Raw genomic sequence first — 14,688 nt, forward strand, 5'->3', positions numbered from 1 at the left:
ACCAGCTACTAGATTGCTAGCGTGGCCTCGGCGGCTTCGTCGGGAAGCCGCGCCTGCGCCTGACAAGGATCGAAATGCCAAACGCATCAATCGTGGACGAAAGCGGGTTCCGCCGGATCCTGCTGCGCAATATCCGGGTACCCATGGCCATGGGCATCGTCGGTGCCGGGCTGTTCGTGGCGCTGATCGGCTACCTGCTCTACCTGCTGAGCTGGGTGGAACATACCGACATCGTGATCGGCAACGTCAACGATGCCTACCGCACCACCATCGATCAGGAAACCGGCCTGCGCGGCTACCTGCTCACCGGCGACGTGCAGTTCCTGCAGCCCTACGAACAGGCCCGGCCGCGCTTGAAGGCGGACATGGCCGGCCTCGCCGAACTGGTGAGCGACAACCCGCCCCAGGTCAACCGTGCCCACCGTATCCAGGAACTGCAGGAAGAGTGGGGCCGCTACGCCAGCGAGATGATCGCCCTGCGCCGCGACGGCAGGGACGTGGGCAACCTGATCCCCGAGGCACGGGGCAAGCCGCTGATGGATGCCATCCGCCAGGAGTTCACCGATTTCGTCGCCCTGGAGCAGCGCCTGCGCCACGAGCGCAACGAAAAGGCCAGCAACGCGGCGTTGCTGATCATCATCCTCTACCCGCTGCTGAGCCTGGGTTTCAGCGCGGTGATGGGCGTCTTCAGCCGCCGTGACCTGATCAGCCTCTCCGGCCGCTACGACGACTCCCTGCAGAAGCAGATGGACTACACCGAGCACCTGCGGCACCAGGCCTGGATGCGCGAGGGGCAGAGCCTGCTGGCGGAGCGCATCCTCGGCCACCAGTCCTCCGAGGAGATCGGCCGGCAGCTGCTGGCGTTCCTCGCTAGTTACCTGGGTGTGGCGGTGGCGGCGCTCTACGTGCGCGAGGAAAACGGCGACCTGACCCGGGTCGCCACCTACGGTTTCGCTCCGGAGCACCAGGGCCTCCACCAGCGCCTGCGCGGCGGCGAGGGGCTGGTGGGCCAGGTGGCCCGGGAACAGCGCACCCTGGTCTTCGAGGGGCTGCCGCCGCGCTACCTGAAGGTCAACAGCAGCCTCGCCGAGGGCGATCCCCTGAGCGTGATGGTGGTACCGACCATCCTCAACGGGCAACTCAACGGCGTGCTGGAACTGGGCTTCCTGCGCCCCCTGGCGTCCCGGGACAGGGCCCTGGTGGAATCCGTCACCAGCAGTCTGGCGGCCTCCATCGAGGCGGCCCGCTACCGCGAGCGGCTCCACGAGGTGTTGACCGAGACCCAACAGCTGAACGAAGAGCTGCAGGTGCAGCAGGAAGAACTGCGCACCGCCAACGAGGAACTGGAGAGCCAGGCTCAGGTGATCCTGCAGTCCCAGGCCAGCCTGGAAGTGCAGCAGACCGAGCTGGAGCAGACCAACCTGCGCCTGAACGAGCAGGCCCAGCGGCTGGTGCAGCAGCGCGACGCCCTGGACGAGCAGAACCGCTTCCTCAGCCAGGCCCGCCAGCAGGTGGAGGCCCACTCGGAGGAGTTGCAGCGGGCCAGCCGCTACAAGTCGGAATTCCTCGCCAACATGTCCCATGAGCTGCGCACCCCGCTGAACAGCGCGCTGATCCTGGCCAAGGTGCTCACGGAGAACCGCAAGGGCAACCTGGACGAGGAGCAGCTGCGCTACCTGCGCATGATCCATTCCTCCGGGACCGACCTGCTGCGGCTGATCAACGACATCCTCGACATCTCCAAGGTGGAGGCCGGGCACCTGCAGGTGTGCCTGGACGAATGCGGGGTGCCGGAGCTGGTGCAGGGCCTGCACAACGCCTTCCAGCCCCTGGCCCAGGAGAAGCAGCTGAGCTTCAGCGTGATCCTCCATCCCAAGGTGCCGCGCACCATCCATACCGACCGCCACCGGGTCGAGCAGATCCTGCGCAACCTGCTCTCCAATGCCATCAAGTTCACCGAGAAGGGCGAGGTGGACCTGGAGGTGCACTGCGACGAGGGCGGCGTGCGCTTCGACGTGCGCGACAGCGGCATCGGCATCAGCGCCGAGCAGTGCGCCTTCATCTTCGAGCCGTTCCGCCAGGTGGACGGCAGCAACAAGCGCCGCTATGGCGGCACCGGCCTGGGGCTGTCCATCTCCCGGGACCTGGCGCAACTGCTCCACGGTCGCGTCGAGGTGGAGAGCGAACTGGGCAAGGGCAGCCGCTTCAGCCTGTGGCTGCCGGAGCGCTGCGACGACGAGGCGGACGACACGCCGCCGCCGTCGGCCGAGCCGCCACCGGTGGCGGAGGTCGCGACGCCCATCGCCGAGGCGCCGGCCACCCCCGCGGCGGATGCCAGCGGCGAGATCCTCTCGGCGGTGCCCCGCTCCGATGCGGCCCTCGCCGACGACCGCGACCGGGCGGAAAGCGACGGCCGCTCGATCCTGGTGATCGAGGCCGAGCCGCCCTTCGCCCGCAGCCTCTACGAGCTGGCCCACGAGCTGGACTACCGCTGCCTCATCGCCGACAGCGCCAGCGAGGGCATCGCCCTGGCCGAGGAGCAGGCGCCCGACGCGATCCTCCTGGACACCCGCCTGCCGGACGATTCCGGGCTCTCGGTGCTGCAGCGCCTCAAGGAAAACCCGCGCACTCGGCACATCCCGGTGCACGTGTTCTCGGCCCTGGACTACAGCGAACCGGCCCTGCACCTGGGCGCCATCGGCTACGCCAGCAAGCCGGTCACCCGCGAGCAGTTGCAGGACGTGTTCAGCCGCCTGGAAGCCAAGATCACCCAGAAGGTCAAGCAGGTGCTGCTGGTGGAGGGCAACGCCCAGCAGCGGGAGACCTTCAGCCAGCTGATCGGCGACGGCGACATCCGCATCAGCACCGCGGAGCGGGGCGAGGAGGCCCTGGCGCTGCTCCACGGCGACCCCTTCGACTGCATGATCGTCGACGTCGACCTGCCCGACATGCGCCTGGCGGAGCTGTTCCAGCAGATGACCCGCGACGAGGACTGCTCCTTCCCACCGGTGATCGTCTACGCCAGCCGGCGCCTCAGCCGGGACGAGGAACAGGAACTGCTGGAGCATTCCCGTTCGCTGATCATCAAGGGCGCGCGCTCGCCGGAGCACCTGCTGGACGAGGTGACGCTGTTCCTCCACCAGGTGGAGGCGGAACTGCCCAACGACCGCCAGCAGATGCTGCAGCAGGCCCGCAGCAGCCAGGACCGGATACTGGAGAAGCGCTGCATCCTGGTGGTGGACGACGACGTGCGCAACGTCTACGCCCTGACCGGCGCCCTGGACCTCAAGGGGCTCAAGGTGGAGACCGCGCGCAACGGCGAGGAGGCCCTGGAACGCCTCGGCGAGGTGGAGGGCATCGACCTGGTGCTGATGGACATCATGATGCCGGTGATGGACGGCTACGAGGCGATGCGCCGCATCCGCCTGGAGCCCCGCTGGCAGAACCTGCCCATCATCGCGGTGACTGCCAAGGCGATGAAGGAGGATCACGAGCAGTGCATGGCGGCCGGCGCCAACGACTACATGGCCAAGCCCATCGACATCGAGCGGCTCTATTCGCTGATCCGGGTCTGGCTGCCGAAACGGCAGCGCTTCTGAGCGGAGTCTTCGTGGGGTGGGAGACGCAGTCGGGCGCACGGGGCTGATTTACCCGGAGGGAAGTCGCGGCGTTCGTGGCGTTCTCGGGCGCCCCCATTTCCCGGGTCGCCCCCTGCCGTTGCGGGCTTTTTAGTCGTTCGGAATAAGAAAAGAATAAAAGGCCATTTTCCGTTCTAACGCCATTGGTGCAGCATGGCGGCTCGTGCTTCCCACCCAGGATCGTGCCGTGTCCCTGCTCACCCATCCCCATGCTCGTGAATTGACCAAGTCGGTGCGGGCCACCGTGCTGGTCTTCGAGGACGCCCGCTCCCGGGAGCTGCTGGAACGCATCGAACGCCTGGCCCCCAGCGAGGCCAACGCACTGATCGTCGGCGAGACCGGCACCGGCAAGGAACTGGTGGCGCGGCACCTGCACCGCCTCAGCCGCCGCGGCCAGGGGCCGTTCGTCGCGGTCAACTGCGGCGCCTTTCCGGAAACCCTGGTGGAAAGCGAGCTGTTCGGCCACGAGAAAGGCGCCTTCACCGGCGCCACCACCACCAAGGCCGGCTGGTTCGAGGCGGCCAACGGCGGCACGCTGTTCCTCGACGAAATCGGCGACCTGCCGCTGAACATGCAGGTCAAGCTGCTGCGGGTGCTGCAAGAGCGGGAGGTGGTGCGGCTCGGCTCGCGCAGCGCGATTCCCATCGACGTGCGGCTGGTGGCGGCCACCAACGTCAACCTGGCCGACGCGGTGGTGGCCGGGCATTTCCGCGAGGACCTGTTCTACCGCCTGCACGTGGCCGCCATCCACCTGCCAGCGCTGCGCGAGCGGCCCGGCGACATCCTGCCCCTGGCGCTGTTCTTCCTCGAAGAGCACAGCCGCCGGCTCGGCTACGCCCGCGCCACCCTGAGCCCCGAGGCGGAGCGCAAGCTGCTGGCCCATAGCTGGCCGGGGAACATCCGCGAGCTGGAGAACGCCATCCACCATGCGCTGCTGGTGTGCCGCAACCGCCTGGTCCAGCCGACCGACCTGCACCTGGTGACCCTGCCCCTGGCCCATCGCCAGGAGGAAGGGCCTTCCGCGGCGTTGGCCACCAGCCTCGACGCGGCCTTCACCCAGCTGTTCGAGGAAAACCTGCCGAACCTCTACGAGCACATCGAGGAGACCTTGTTCCGCAGCGCCTACCGCTTCTGCCACGGCAACCAGCTGCAGACCGGGCGCCTGCTGGGCATCAGCCGCAACATCGTGCGGGCGCGGCTGGAGAAGATCGGCGAACTGGTGCCGGTGGAGCGTCCGCGCCGGTCGCTGGGGGCGTACGGGCCCTGACGGCTGGGCCATCACAGATTCCGACGCGGAGAATCCGGACAGGTCCCTGACCAGGCCCCCAAACCGAACGTCATCCGAGCGGGTGTCCCTGACCGGGCGTCCCTAACCGGGCGTCCCGACCCGGCGGTCCGGCCATGGCGCTGATGCGATGACCCGGCAGTCCGGCGGCGCTGAACCCCGTCGCGCCCGTCGTGCTCTGACTACCAGAGCCGCCGCGGATCGCCGCCATGAGCCAGTCCCTCGACGAGTACAACCGCAAACGTGACTTCGACGCCACGCCGGAGCCGCCCGGCGGCGCCCGCGACAGAGGCGGGGAGCCCCACGCGCTGCAGTACTGCATCCAGAAGCACGATGCCAGCCGGCTGCATTACGATTTCCGCCTGGAGCTGGACGGCACCCTGAAGAGCTGGGCGATCCCCAAGGGGCCGAGCCTGGACCCGACGGTCAGGCGCCTGGCGGTGCAGGTGGAGGACCACCCGCTGGACTACGCCACCTTCGAGGGCCACATCCCCGAAGGCCACTATGGCGCCGGCGACGTCATCGTCTGGGACCGCGGCCTGTGGCAGCCCAAGGGCGACCCGGCGCAGGCCTATGCCAAGGGGCGCCTGACCTTCGCGCTGAAGGGGGAGAAGCTGGCCGGCCAGTGGAGCCTGGTACGTACCCACCTGGAAGGTCGCCAGGTGCAGTGGTTCCTGATCAAGCACGACGACGAGGCGGCACGGCCCGAGGCGGGCTACGACATCGTCCGCCAGCAGCCGGACAGCGTGCTCAGCGAACGCACCCTGGTACCCCGGGCGCGCGGCGCCGCGCGGCGCAAGGCCAGGCCATCCGCTCGTGACCCGTCCGCCGGGAAAACGACCCCCGTGGAAGCGGCCACCGTGGAAGCGGCCACCGCGGAAACGGCCGCCGTGGAGACGGCCACCGCAGACCCCGCCGACCTGCCCGGCGCGCGCCGCGCGGCCCTGCCGGACAGCCTCAAGCCGGAACTGGCGACCCTGGTGGAAAGCGCCCCGGCGGGCGACTGGCGCTACGAGATCAAGTTCGACGGCTACCGCATCCTCGCCCGCATCGAGGCGGGCACGGTGCGCCTGTTCACCCGCAACGGCCACGACTGGACCCCGAAGATGCCCCACCAGGCCAAGGCGCTGGAGGCCCTGGGCCTGGACTCCGCGTGGCTGGACGGCGAGGTGATCGTGCTGGACGAGCAGGGCCTGCCGGATTTCCAGGCCCTGCAGAACGCCTTCGAGGCGGGTCGCAGCAACCGCATCGTTTACTACCTGTTCGACCTGCCGTACCTCAACGGCGTGGACCTGCGCCGGGTCGCCCTGGAGCATCGCCGCGCCGCCCTGGCGACGGTGCTGGCGCCGCGCGACGACGCGGTGCTGCGGCTGTCCGAGGACTTCGCCGAGAGCGCCGAGAGCATGCTGGACAGCGCCTGCCAGATGCACCTGGAAGGGCTGATCGGCAAGCGCCTGGGCAGCCCCTATGTGTCCCGCCGCAGCGACGACTGGATCAAGCTCAAGTGCACCCATCGCCATGAGTTCGTGGTGGTCGGCTACACCGAGCCCAAGGGCGCCCGCAGTGCCTTCGGTGCGCTGCTGCTGGGGCTGCACGACAAGGACAGCGGCGTATTGCGCTACGCCGGTAAGGTGGGCACCGGGTTCAACGAGGCCACTCTGCGCAGCCTGCACGCGCGGCTGCTGCCCCTGGAGATCCCCGGGCCGGCGGTGGTCAACCCGCTCACCGGCGCCGAGGCCCGGGGCGTGCACTGGCTGAAGCCGGAACTGCTCGCCGAGGTGGCCTACGCCGAGATGACCCGGGAAGGGGTGATCCGCCACTCGGTGTTCCAGGGCTTGCGGGAGGACAAGCTGGCCGAGGCCATCACCGAGGAAACGCCGAAACCCGCCGCGGCGGTGGACCGCCCGGCCACCCCGGCCCGCAAGGCGCCGGCCGGCCGCATCCGCATCAGCCACCCCGACCGCGTCATCGACGCCACCGAGGGCACCACCAAGCTGCAGCTCGCGGAGTACTACGCCAGCGTCGCCGACTGGCTGCTGCCCCACCTGAAGGACCGGCCGGTGGCCCTGGTGCGCGCCCCCGAGGGCATCGCCGGCGAGCTGTTCTTCCAGAAGAACGCCGCGCGCCTGGCGATCCCCGGGATCGAGACCCTGGGCAAGGAATACTCGGGCCAGCCGGTGATGCTGATCAACAGCCTGCAGGCGCTGATCGGTGCGGTGCAGATGAGCACCGTGGAACTGCATACCTGGAACGCCACCGCCGCCGACCTGGAGCGGCCGGACCGCTTCATCCTCGACCTGGACCCGGACCCGGCGCTGCCCTGGAAGAGCATGGTGGAGGCAGTGCAACTGGTGCTGACGGTGCTGGACGAACTGGGCCTGGTGTCCTTCCTCAAGACCAGCGGCGGCAAGGGCATCCACGTGGTGGTGCCCCTGGCGCCCCAGGACGGCTGGGCCGAGGTCAAGGCGTTCAGCCAGGCGATCGTCCGGCACATGGCGCGCCTGTTGCCGGAGCGTTTCACCGCGGTCTCCGGGCCGAAGAACCGGGTCGGGCGGATCTTCATCGACTACCTGCGCAACAGCCAGGGCGCCACCACCATCTGCGCCTTCGCCGCCCGCACTCGCGAAGGCCTGCCGGTGTCGGTGCCGGTGGCCCGGGAGGAAGTGGCCGGGCTCAAGGGCGGCAACGCCTGGACGGTGCACACCCTGCACGCGCGCCTGGCCGACCTGGAGGCCGATCCCTGGGCCGGTTATGCCGCGGTCCGCCAGACCATCACCGCGGACATGCGTCGGCGCATCGGCTTGCGCTAGCGGCCTTCGTCGGACGCCGCCGCCAGGCAGGGGTCGAGGGAGCGGCGCAAGGGAAGGGCTCGTCGGCGCGACGCCGCAGCGCGATGCCGGCGCTCAGGGGATCGAGAATCCGAAGGCCCCCCCGGCGACGCCACGGGCGGCCCCGAACGCACTATCCGTCGATGGCTGCACGGGTGGACAGATACCGTGCTCCGCTGGCGGCGCCCAGGTGCCATGCCGTGATATCACCGGCGGTCTTTCGCAAGCCGGCCGTGAGCTCGGCTTGCCTGGTCGCCCTTCATTTCCTGCGACTGCACGGGCAACGCGCCGCCCCACGGACTCGCCCGCCCCGAACGGCCGAAGGGCCGGTCGTTCACCGGCCCCTACGCCCCGTGGTCCCGTCGCGGGCCTTCAGAGCAAGCTCATCAGGGCCGCCTTGGCGATGGCCTGGGTCTTGTTGCGCGCGTGGAGTTTCTGGGTGATGCGCTTGATGTGGAAGTTCACCGTGCTGCGGGCGACGAAGATCTGGTTGGCGATCTCCTCGGCGGTGAAGCCGTCCGCGCTGAGGCGCAGCACGTGCAGCTCGCGGCGGGTGAGGGCCTCGGTCGCTTCCAGGGTGCGGTCCAGCTTGCGCTCCAGGGCGGCGGCATCCAGTGCTCGCCGGCAGATGTGGTAGGCCGCCGGGCGCAGGGCCTCCAACTGCTCGGCAGACGCCGGGGCCGGGGCGTCGCTCAGGGCCAGGATCGCGTGACGGCCGCCGCTCAAGGGAAAGCGGAAGGCGATGCCCGCCGAGACGGCGTCCGCGCCCGCCGCGGCTGGCAGGCCAGCCCACAGCGGGCCCCGCTGCCAATGCACGGTGTCGTCCGACCCGTCCGGGTCGAGCACCGGGTCCCGCAGCCAGGCGCGCTGCTCGTCGTAGTGGCGGCGCAGGCTGTCCGGGTAGTCGTCGTAGGCGTACACCGAGGGTGCGGAGACCGGGAAGGGCTGGCGCAGGGCGAAGAAGAACCGGGCGAAGCCGGTGCTGGCCCGCACCAGGTCCTGAAGGTCGCAGAGCCGGCCGAAGGGAGGTGTGAGGCGGATGAAAGTGAAGCCGGCTCTGCGAGCGGCGGTCGGGGTGCTGTCCATGGCGTCCTCCATGATGGTCCAGGGTGCGTGGTGCGGCAGCGGGGCGTCCATCGCCCCGCCGCGGGAAATCAGGGGGTCCGTTCGGTGGCCAGGGGGCGTCGGGACGCGGCCGGGCGCACCGGGTCCGCGGCCTGCAGCACGCCGGGAATCTCGCCGCTGTCCAGGCGCTCGCGCAGGGTCTGCACCAGGCTGCGCATGGCCTGGGTGATGCCCGGTCGCGGCGGGCTCAGGGCGTACAGGGTCACCGGCTCCGCCTCGTGGGCCTCGAACAGGATGGCCAGGTGGCCGCTGCGGATGTCCTCGGCGCAGGCGAACAGCGGCAGGTGAGCCACCCCCTGGCCGGCGCGCACGGCGGTCAGCAGCATCGGCAGGCTGTCGCTGCTCAGGGCGCTGTCGCGCAGCGGCCGTGGGCGGGCCTGGCGCAGCGGCCAGGGACGCAGCGCCTGGGGCGTGCCGAAGCCCAGGCAATGGCGATCCTCCAGCTCGTCGGGGTGGCGCAGGGATCCCAGCTGGCGCAGCAGCGACGGGCTGGCCACGGTGACGAAGCGCAGGCGGGCCAGGGCATGGGCCACCACCCGGGAGCCCGCCCGCGGCGGCTCGTCCAGTTGCAGCGCCAGGTCCAGGTCCTGGGTCAGGCCGGTGGATTCGCCCTGGGCCAGCAGCGACAGCCGTACCTTGGGGTGGCTGGCGACGAAGTCTCGCAGCAGGCTCGGCATCAGCTCGTGAAGCAGCGCGGGGACCCCCAGGCGCAGCGGCCCCATGGCTTCCCCCAGGGCTTCCAGGGCAACGCGTTCGGCGGCCTGGGCGGCGTCCAGCATGGCCAGTGCATGGCGGTAGACCTGCTCGCCCACGGCGGTCATGGCGAAGCTGCGGGTGCTGCGCTCCAGCAATCGCACGCCGAACCGCCGCTCCAGCTCGATGATCCGCCGGCTGAGCAGGGAGCGGGCGATGCCGGTGCGCCGCGCCGCGGCCGAAAAGCCCCCGGCCTCGATGACCCGGATCAGCAGGTACAGATCGCCGAGGGTGCCCGCCTGGGTCAGCGGTGAGTCCTTGACGATGCCGGACTCGGCCAGGGTGAGGGAAGCGTCGGGGCTCGGGGTCGGGCTGGTCATCGGTGCGGCACGGCGGCAGTGAGGATGGGCGGCATCCTAAGGGCTGCGTCCGGGGCGGGAATTTGCTGGAGCGGACGGCGCCTTTTCCGCAGCGGTCAGCCCTTGTGACCGTCCTCGCAGAATAGGCCACGCGCGGCGGGCCAGGCGGCCGTTTCATTGCGGCGCGCCGCCCGCCCGGGCAAAGCCGGCGCAGTCCCCGCGGTGGGCGGAACGCCGCGCCGCTGCTGGGCCTGCGCCCGGTACCGCGCGGGCAGGTGCTTTGCCAGCGGGCGTCCGCCGCCGCCTTCGCGCCCTGCTGTTTCCCGGGCCGCCCGCTTGAAACGGAGCCGTTACCGTGCGTCGGATTGTTCGAAAGGGTCTATGGCAGGGCGACGTGGGCGACCGGTCGCCACCTGCACCGAACTTATCCCTACGCGCGGGTGCCAACGCTGGAGCCGCCCCCGGCGGCTTCACCCATCATGATCACGGAGGACCTCATGAACCGCACCCTCGCCACCTGCCTCGCCTGCGGGCTTTCCCTCGCCACCCTGGCCCGGGCCGACGACGCCCCGTCTCCCACCGCGCCGCCGGGCCAGGAGAAGTCCACCCGCACCGGCTTGCTGGAAACCGGAGCCGCCGCGCTGCAGGCCCACGCCCCGGTGAAGGGGTTCGATATCTACCTGGTGGGCTTCCACCCCATGAAGGACCAGCCCACCCGGCAGATGGAGGCCCACCACTACTGCCACCAGGTCAACGAGGACTTCGCCCAGTGCGTGCTGTTCGACGGCAACACCGAGAAGGCCAACCTGAACGGCATCGAGTACATCATTTCCGAAACGGTCTTTCAGGGCCTGCCGGAGGCGGAGAAGGCCTTCTGGCACCCCCACAACGGCGAGATCCTCACCGGCCAGCTGGTGGCCCCGGGGATTCCCCGGGCGGCGGAGGCGCAGCTGATGCGCGCCAAGATGAACAGCTACGGCAAGACCTGGCACGTCTGGCACACCGGCAGCGACGGCCAGCCCGGCGACAGCCTGCCCCTGGGCGAGCCGATGCTGGCGTGGTCCATCAACCGCGATGGCGAGGTGGACCCCGGCCTGCTGGAGGTGCGCGAGGCCCGCACCGACCGCGCCATCTCGGCCATCCGCCGTGAGCGAGCGCCGCTGCAAACCCTGGCCCACCCGCAGTCCGGCGTGGATGCCCTGAAGGATCGCTTCGGCCGCGAGACCCGGGACATTCCCGGCGTGGTGGACGCGGGCGCCGCCGGCCGGCCCTGACGGCATCAACCCCGTGGCGGTACCCGGCCACGGGCGAGGGCGTGCCTAAGTTCTGTACGAAAAGTGCCTGCGCTCGGTGATGCTGCGTTAAAAACAGGCTCAGAATGCTCATTTACAGCACGTAAACTCCGCTTCTTCGCCTGTTTTTGCCTTGCCTGACCTTCGCTCGATGACTTTTCGTACAGAACTTAGAGGTCGCCGCGGGCGGCCAGGGCGACGATGCGGTCGGCGGTGCGGCAGGCGATGGCCTGGATGGTCAGGGACGGGTTGACCCCGCCGACGGTGGGGAATACCGAGCCGTCGCAGACCCACAGGTTGCGCACGTCCCAGCTGCGGCAGTCGGCGTCCACCACGCTGCTGTCGGCGTCGAAGCCCATGCGTGCGGTACCTCCCAGGTGGCAGGTGTTCTCCGCCTCCGACCAGATGTCCCGGGCGCCGATGGCGTCCAGGCCGCGACCCATGAAGTCCAGGGCGTGGGCCACCAGGCGCCGGTCGTTGTCGCCCATGGACCAGGTGACCCGGGCGACGGGCAGGCCGTACTGATCGTGCTCGTCGGCCAGGGTCACCCGGTTGCGTTCCTGGGGCAGGGTTTCGCCGACGATCTTCAGGCCCACCTGGTGGTTGTAGTGGCGCATCTCATCCACCAGGGCCTGGCCCCACAGCCCATGGTTGCCGGTCTGGGTGGCGACCCAGGCGGCGGGCAGCGGCCCCTGGCTCATGAAGCAGTAGCCGCCGAAGAAATCCTTGCCCCGGTCCTCGTAGTTCCAGTGCTCGCACAGGGCCAGGGACGGCGGCCCCTTGTACCAGCGCACCTCTTCCTCCAGGTGCCCCCAGACGGCGTTGTTGGTCTGCACCATCAGGTTGCGCCCTAGCAGCCCGGAGCGGTTCGCCAGGCCGTCGGGGTGACGCGCGCTGGCGGAGTTGAGCAGCAGCCGGGGCGTCTCGATGGCGTAGCCCGCCACCACCACGTGGCGGGCGCGCTGGAACTGCCAGCGGCCTTCGCGGAAATAGTGGACCCCGCTGGCCAGGCCGTCGCCGCCGGTCTCGACGCGGCCCACCATGGCCAGGTCGCGGATTTCCGCCCCGGCGCGTACCGCCCAGGGAATCCAGGTGGTGAGGGCGCTCTGCTTGGCGTTGGTGGAGCAGCCGGAGACGCAGAAGCCCCGGTAGACGCAGGGCGGCGCGTCGCCCCGGGGCGCCGAGAGGGTCGCCAGGGGCGTGGGCGACCAGTCCACCCCCAGGGCGTCGCAGGCACGGGCCAGGGCCAGGCCAGCGCCGTTCACTTCGTGTTGGCGGTACGGGTAGCGCGGGCGCTTCGGCCCCCAGGGGTAGGTCACCGGGCCACTGATCTTCAGGGCCTGCTCCATTTCGCGGTAGTAGCGCCACATTTCCCGCCAGTCCAGCGGCCAGTCGACCCCGTAGCCCAGCAGGGAGCGGGACTTGAACCACTCCGGGCGGAAGCGCAGGGACACCATGGAGAAGTGCACGGTGCTGCCGCCCACCGCCTTGCCGCTGTTGTTGCTGCCCAGTTTGAGCGGGTTGTCGCCGTCGCAGAGGCGCTCGTCCAGCCAGTAGAGCTTGGCCTGGTGTGCCTCGTCGGAGGCGAAGTCCTCCAGGGGCCGCCACCAGGCGCCGGCATCGAAGGCCACCACCGAGAACCCGGCCCGGGCCAGCTTGCAGGCCAGGGGCGCGCCGCCGGCACCGGTGCCGACGATGACGAAGTCCACCGGCTCGTTCTGCGGGTACTCGCGCATCGGCAGCCAGGCGCCGGGACGCAGCACGTCGGGCGCCCGCCCGTGGCGGCCGCGCGGTGTCTCCAGGGCGTCCATGAACCGATCAGCGCACACGGCGGTTGGCCTCCCGGGCCTCGTCCTCGCGCCCGGGGCGCGCCTCGGCGGCTTCCCAGGGATCGCGGCGGTCACTGTCCAGGCGTACGTAGCCGCGGGGTCCGGCGGGACCGCCGAAGCCGATCTCGTTCCAGGCGGTGGGGTGCTGGTAGTAGGCGCCGGTGATGTCGTGCACCATCCGCTCGCTGAAGAACAGCGCCGGCGGCATGCCGCCCCAGGCGGGGTGGTGCAGCATGCCCTGCTGCATGGCGGTCAGCAGCGCGTCCTGCTGGCCGGCCGACAACGCCACGAAGGGCTGCTGGTGGCGCGCCTCGGCCTCGGCGTCGAGGGCGGCCAGGCCGCGGGTCCAGGCGTCCTGCAGGTGCGGCAGGCGGGTGTCGCGGTAGCCGTCGCCCTGCCGCTCGAACACCTTGGCATCCACCATGGCCGCCAGGGGCACCGGTGGGCGGTCGGCCGGCTGCGGCAGGATGCGCGCACAGAGAGCGTTCAGCAGCGCCCACTGGCGGGCGTCGAAGAACCGCGGTTCCCGCGGCAGCGCCAGGCGCGCGTCCACGGCGCGGCGGGTCGGCTCGTTCCACGACGGGCCATTGCGCTTGTGCAGGACGTCGTAACCCGGGTAGCGGGGCAGGCTCATGGCAACCTCCAGGCCGGACGCCGCCGCCACAGCCGCGCGTGGAACGGGGTGAGATGGCGCTCCTCGTCCAGCAGGGCGTGGGCCGCGAGGCCGGCCAGGGCCAGCCCGGTGAAGCTGGGCGGTGCCGGCAGCGGCGGGCCGGCGTGCAGGTTCTGCCGCCAGTTGCTCCAGCCGCCATGGCTGCGGGTGATGCCATAAGCATGGAAGGCGCTGCCGGCCAGGCCCAGCAGGGTGGTGAAGCGCAGCCACAGGCGTGACAGGGCGCGCAGGCCGGGGCGGTGCGGGCCGGCCAGGGCGGTACCGGCCAGCAGCGCCGCGGAAACCGGCGGGGCGGTCACCGGCAAGTACATCGCCGGGTTCTGGAAGGCCCCGCGGAAATGCAGCAGGCCGGCCTCTGCGGTGGTGCCCAGCAGGCCGGCGGCGCACATCAGCGCCACCGCCTGGCCGGCGGGCAGGCCGAACACCCGGGGCACCCTGTCACCGGCGGCGTCGCGCACCCGCTCGCCGTAGTAGCCCAGCAGCCCGGACAGCACCAGGGCCGCCGGTGCCCCCAGGGGCGCGGCGTAGAACAGGTGGGTCCAGCCGAAGCCGCCGGGCCGTTTGCTGACGTTGTAGAGATGGAAGCCGCTGCCCACCAGGCCAGTGAGGCCGGCCGCCAGGTAGCAGCCGTCCCGCAGGCGGTGGGCTGCGGCGGCGTCGTCCCGGTGGCCATGGCCGCTGGCCAGCAGGGACAGCAGGGAGGTGGCCAGGGGCGTGTACATGGCGCGGTTGTGGAAATCGCCCCGGGCATGCTCCAGGGCGCTGTCCGCGGCCACCGCGAGGGCCAGCAGGCCGGCACTGCGGTTCAGGGTGCGCGCCGCCTCCACCAGGACGTCGGTATCCGGGCGCAGGCGCCGCCGGGGTGCGCGGGTCTCGCGGGCCTGCCAGGTCCAGGCGACCGCGCCCATGAGGGCGGTGGCGCCGAGGGTGACGAGGCGAAGAGTATGCGGGGTCGCCATGGAGACT

At 70.5% G+C, this 14,688-nt stretch carries 9 protein-coding genes; 4 read left to right on the plus strand and 5 right to left on the minus strand.

Translation table 11 applies throughout. The features are described 5' to 3' along the window. Nucleotides 1-74 precede the first annotated feature (74 nt). The 3 genes from FM069_RS16045 (at nt 75) to ligD (ending at nt 7,733) form a co-directional block, all read left to right on the plus strand. Nucleotides 75-3,599, plus strand: coding sequence for a response regulator (locus FM069_RS16045; protein ID WP_143489382.1), 3,525 nt, complete (start codon nt 75-77; stop codon nt 3,597-3,599). A gap of 226 nt (nt 3,600-3,825) precedes the next feature. After that, nucleotides 3,826-4,905 (plus strand): sigma-54 interaction domain-containing protein, encoded by a 1,080-nt coding sequence (locus FM069_RS16050; protein WP_143489383.1) that lies wholly within the window; start codon nt 3,826-3,828, stop codon nt 4,903-4,905. 227 nt (nt 4,906-5,132) lie between these two features. Further along, a complete protein-coding gene (gene ligD / locus FM069_RS16055) occupies nt 5,133-7,733 on the plus strand; it encodes a DNA ligase D (protein ID WP_143489384.1) in 2,601 nt (866 codons plus the stop codon). A 390-nt stretch (nt 7,734-8,123) separates the two neighbouring features. Here the strand turns inward: ligD and FM069_RS16060 are convergent, their stop codons facing one another. Then, nucleotides 8,124-8,888 (minus strand): helix-turn-helix transcriptional regulator, encoded by a 765-nt coding sequence (locus FM069_RS16060; RefSeq protein WP_143489385.1) that lies wholly within the window; start codon nt 8,886-8,888, stop codon nt 8,124-8,126. 17 nt (nt 8,889-8,905) lie between these two features. Next, complete coding sequence (locus tag FM069_RS16065) at nt 8,906-9,949, minus strand: LysR family transcriptional regulator (protein WP_143489386.1); 1,044 nt, start codon at nt 9,947-9,949, stop codon at nt 8,906-8,908. A 476-nt stretch (nt 9,950-10,425) separates the two neighbouring features. On the opposite strand from FM069_RS16065, the gene FM069_RS16070 reads away from it, so the two are divergent. After that, nucleotides 10,426-11,202: an OBAP family protein gene (locus tag FM069_RS16070; protein ID WP_143489387.1), complete on the plus strand. Its 777-nt coding sequence runs from the start codon at nt 10,426-10,428 to the stop codon at nt 11,200-11,202. A gap of 188 nt (nt 11,203-11,390) precedes the next feature. Here FM069_RS16070 and FM069_RS16080 read toward each other — a convergent pair whose 3' ends face one another. From FM069_RS16080 to FM069_RS16090, 3 genes are read right to left on the minus strand one after another with little or no spacing between them, the layout of a single operon-like run. Continuing rightward, nucleotides 11,391-13,049, minus strand: a complete 1,659-nt coding sequence (locus FM069_RS16080) for a GMC family oxidoreductase (RefSeq protein WP_218570306.1) — start codon at nt 13,047-13,049, stop codon at nt 11,391-11,393. Continuing rightward, the gene (locus FM069_RS16085; RefSeq protein WP_143489388.1) at nt 13,039-13,683 is read right to left on the minus strand and encodes a gluconate 2-dehydrogenase subunit 3 family protein; all 645 of its coding nucleotides are present in this window, start codon (nt 13,681-13,683) and stop codon (nt 13,039-13,041) included. The genes FM069_RS16080 and FM069_RS16085 overlap by 11 nt, the downstream gene beginning before the upstream one ends. Beyond that, nucleotides 13,680-14,681, minus strand: a complete 1,002-nt coding sequence (locus FM069_RS16090; protein WP_178106781.1) for a hypothetical protein — start codon at nt 14,679-14,681, stop codon at nt 13,680-13,682. The genes FM069_RS16085 and FM069_RS16090 overlap by 4 nt, the downstream gene beginning before the upstream one ends. Between the last annotated feature and the right edge of the window lie 7 nt (nt 14,682-14,688).

The organism is Pseudomonas mangiferae, assembly GCF_007109405.1.
Lineage (GTDB): Bacteria > Pseudomonadota > Gammaproteobacteria > Pseudomonadales > Pseudomonadaceae > Pseudomonas_T > Pseudomonas_T mangiferae.

Excerpts from the sequence above, each read along its gene's own strand:
- FM069_RS16085 (WP_143489388.1), bottom strand. The coding sequence starts at position 13,683 with ATGAGCCTGCCCCGCTACCCGGGTTACGACGTCCTGCACAAGCGCAAT.
- ligD (WP_143489384.1), top strand. The coding sequence starts at position 5,133 with ATGAGCCAGTCCCTCGACGAGTACAACCGCAAACGTGACTTCGACGCC.
- FM069_RS16065 (WP_143489386.1), bottom strand. The coding sequence starts at position 9,949 with ATGACCAGCCCGACCCCGAGCCCCGACGCTTCCCTCACCCTGGCCGAG.
- FM069_RS16045 (WP_143489382.1), top strand. The coding sequence starts at position 75 with ATGCCAAACGCATCAATCGTGGACGAAAGCGGGTTCCGCCGGATCCTG.
- FM069_RS16090 (WP_178106781.1), bottom strand. The coding sequence starts at position 14,681 with ATGGCGACCCCGCATACTCTTCGCCTCGTCACCCTCGGCGCCACCGCC.
- FM069_RS16060 (WP_143489385.1), bottom strand. The coding sequence starts at position 8,888 with ATGGACGCCCCGCTGCCGCACCACGCACCCTGGACCATCATGGAGGAC.
- FM069_RS16070 (WP_143489387.1), top strand. The coding sequence starts at position 10,426 with ATGAACCGCACCCTCGCCACCTGCCTCGCCTGCGGGCTTTCCCTCGCC.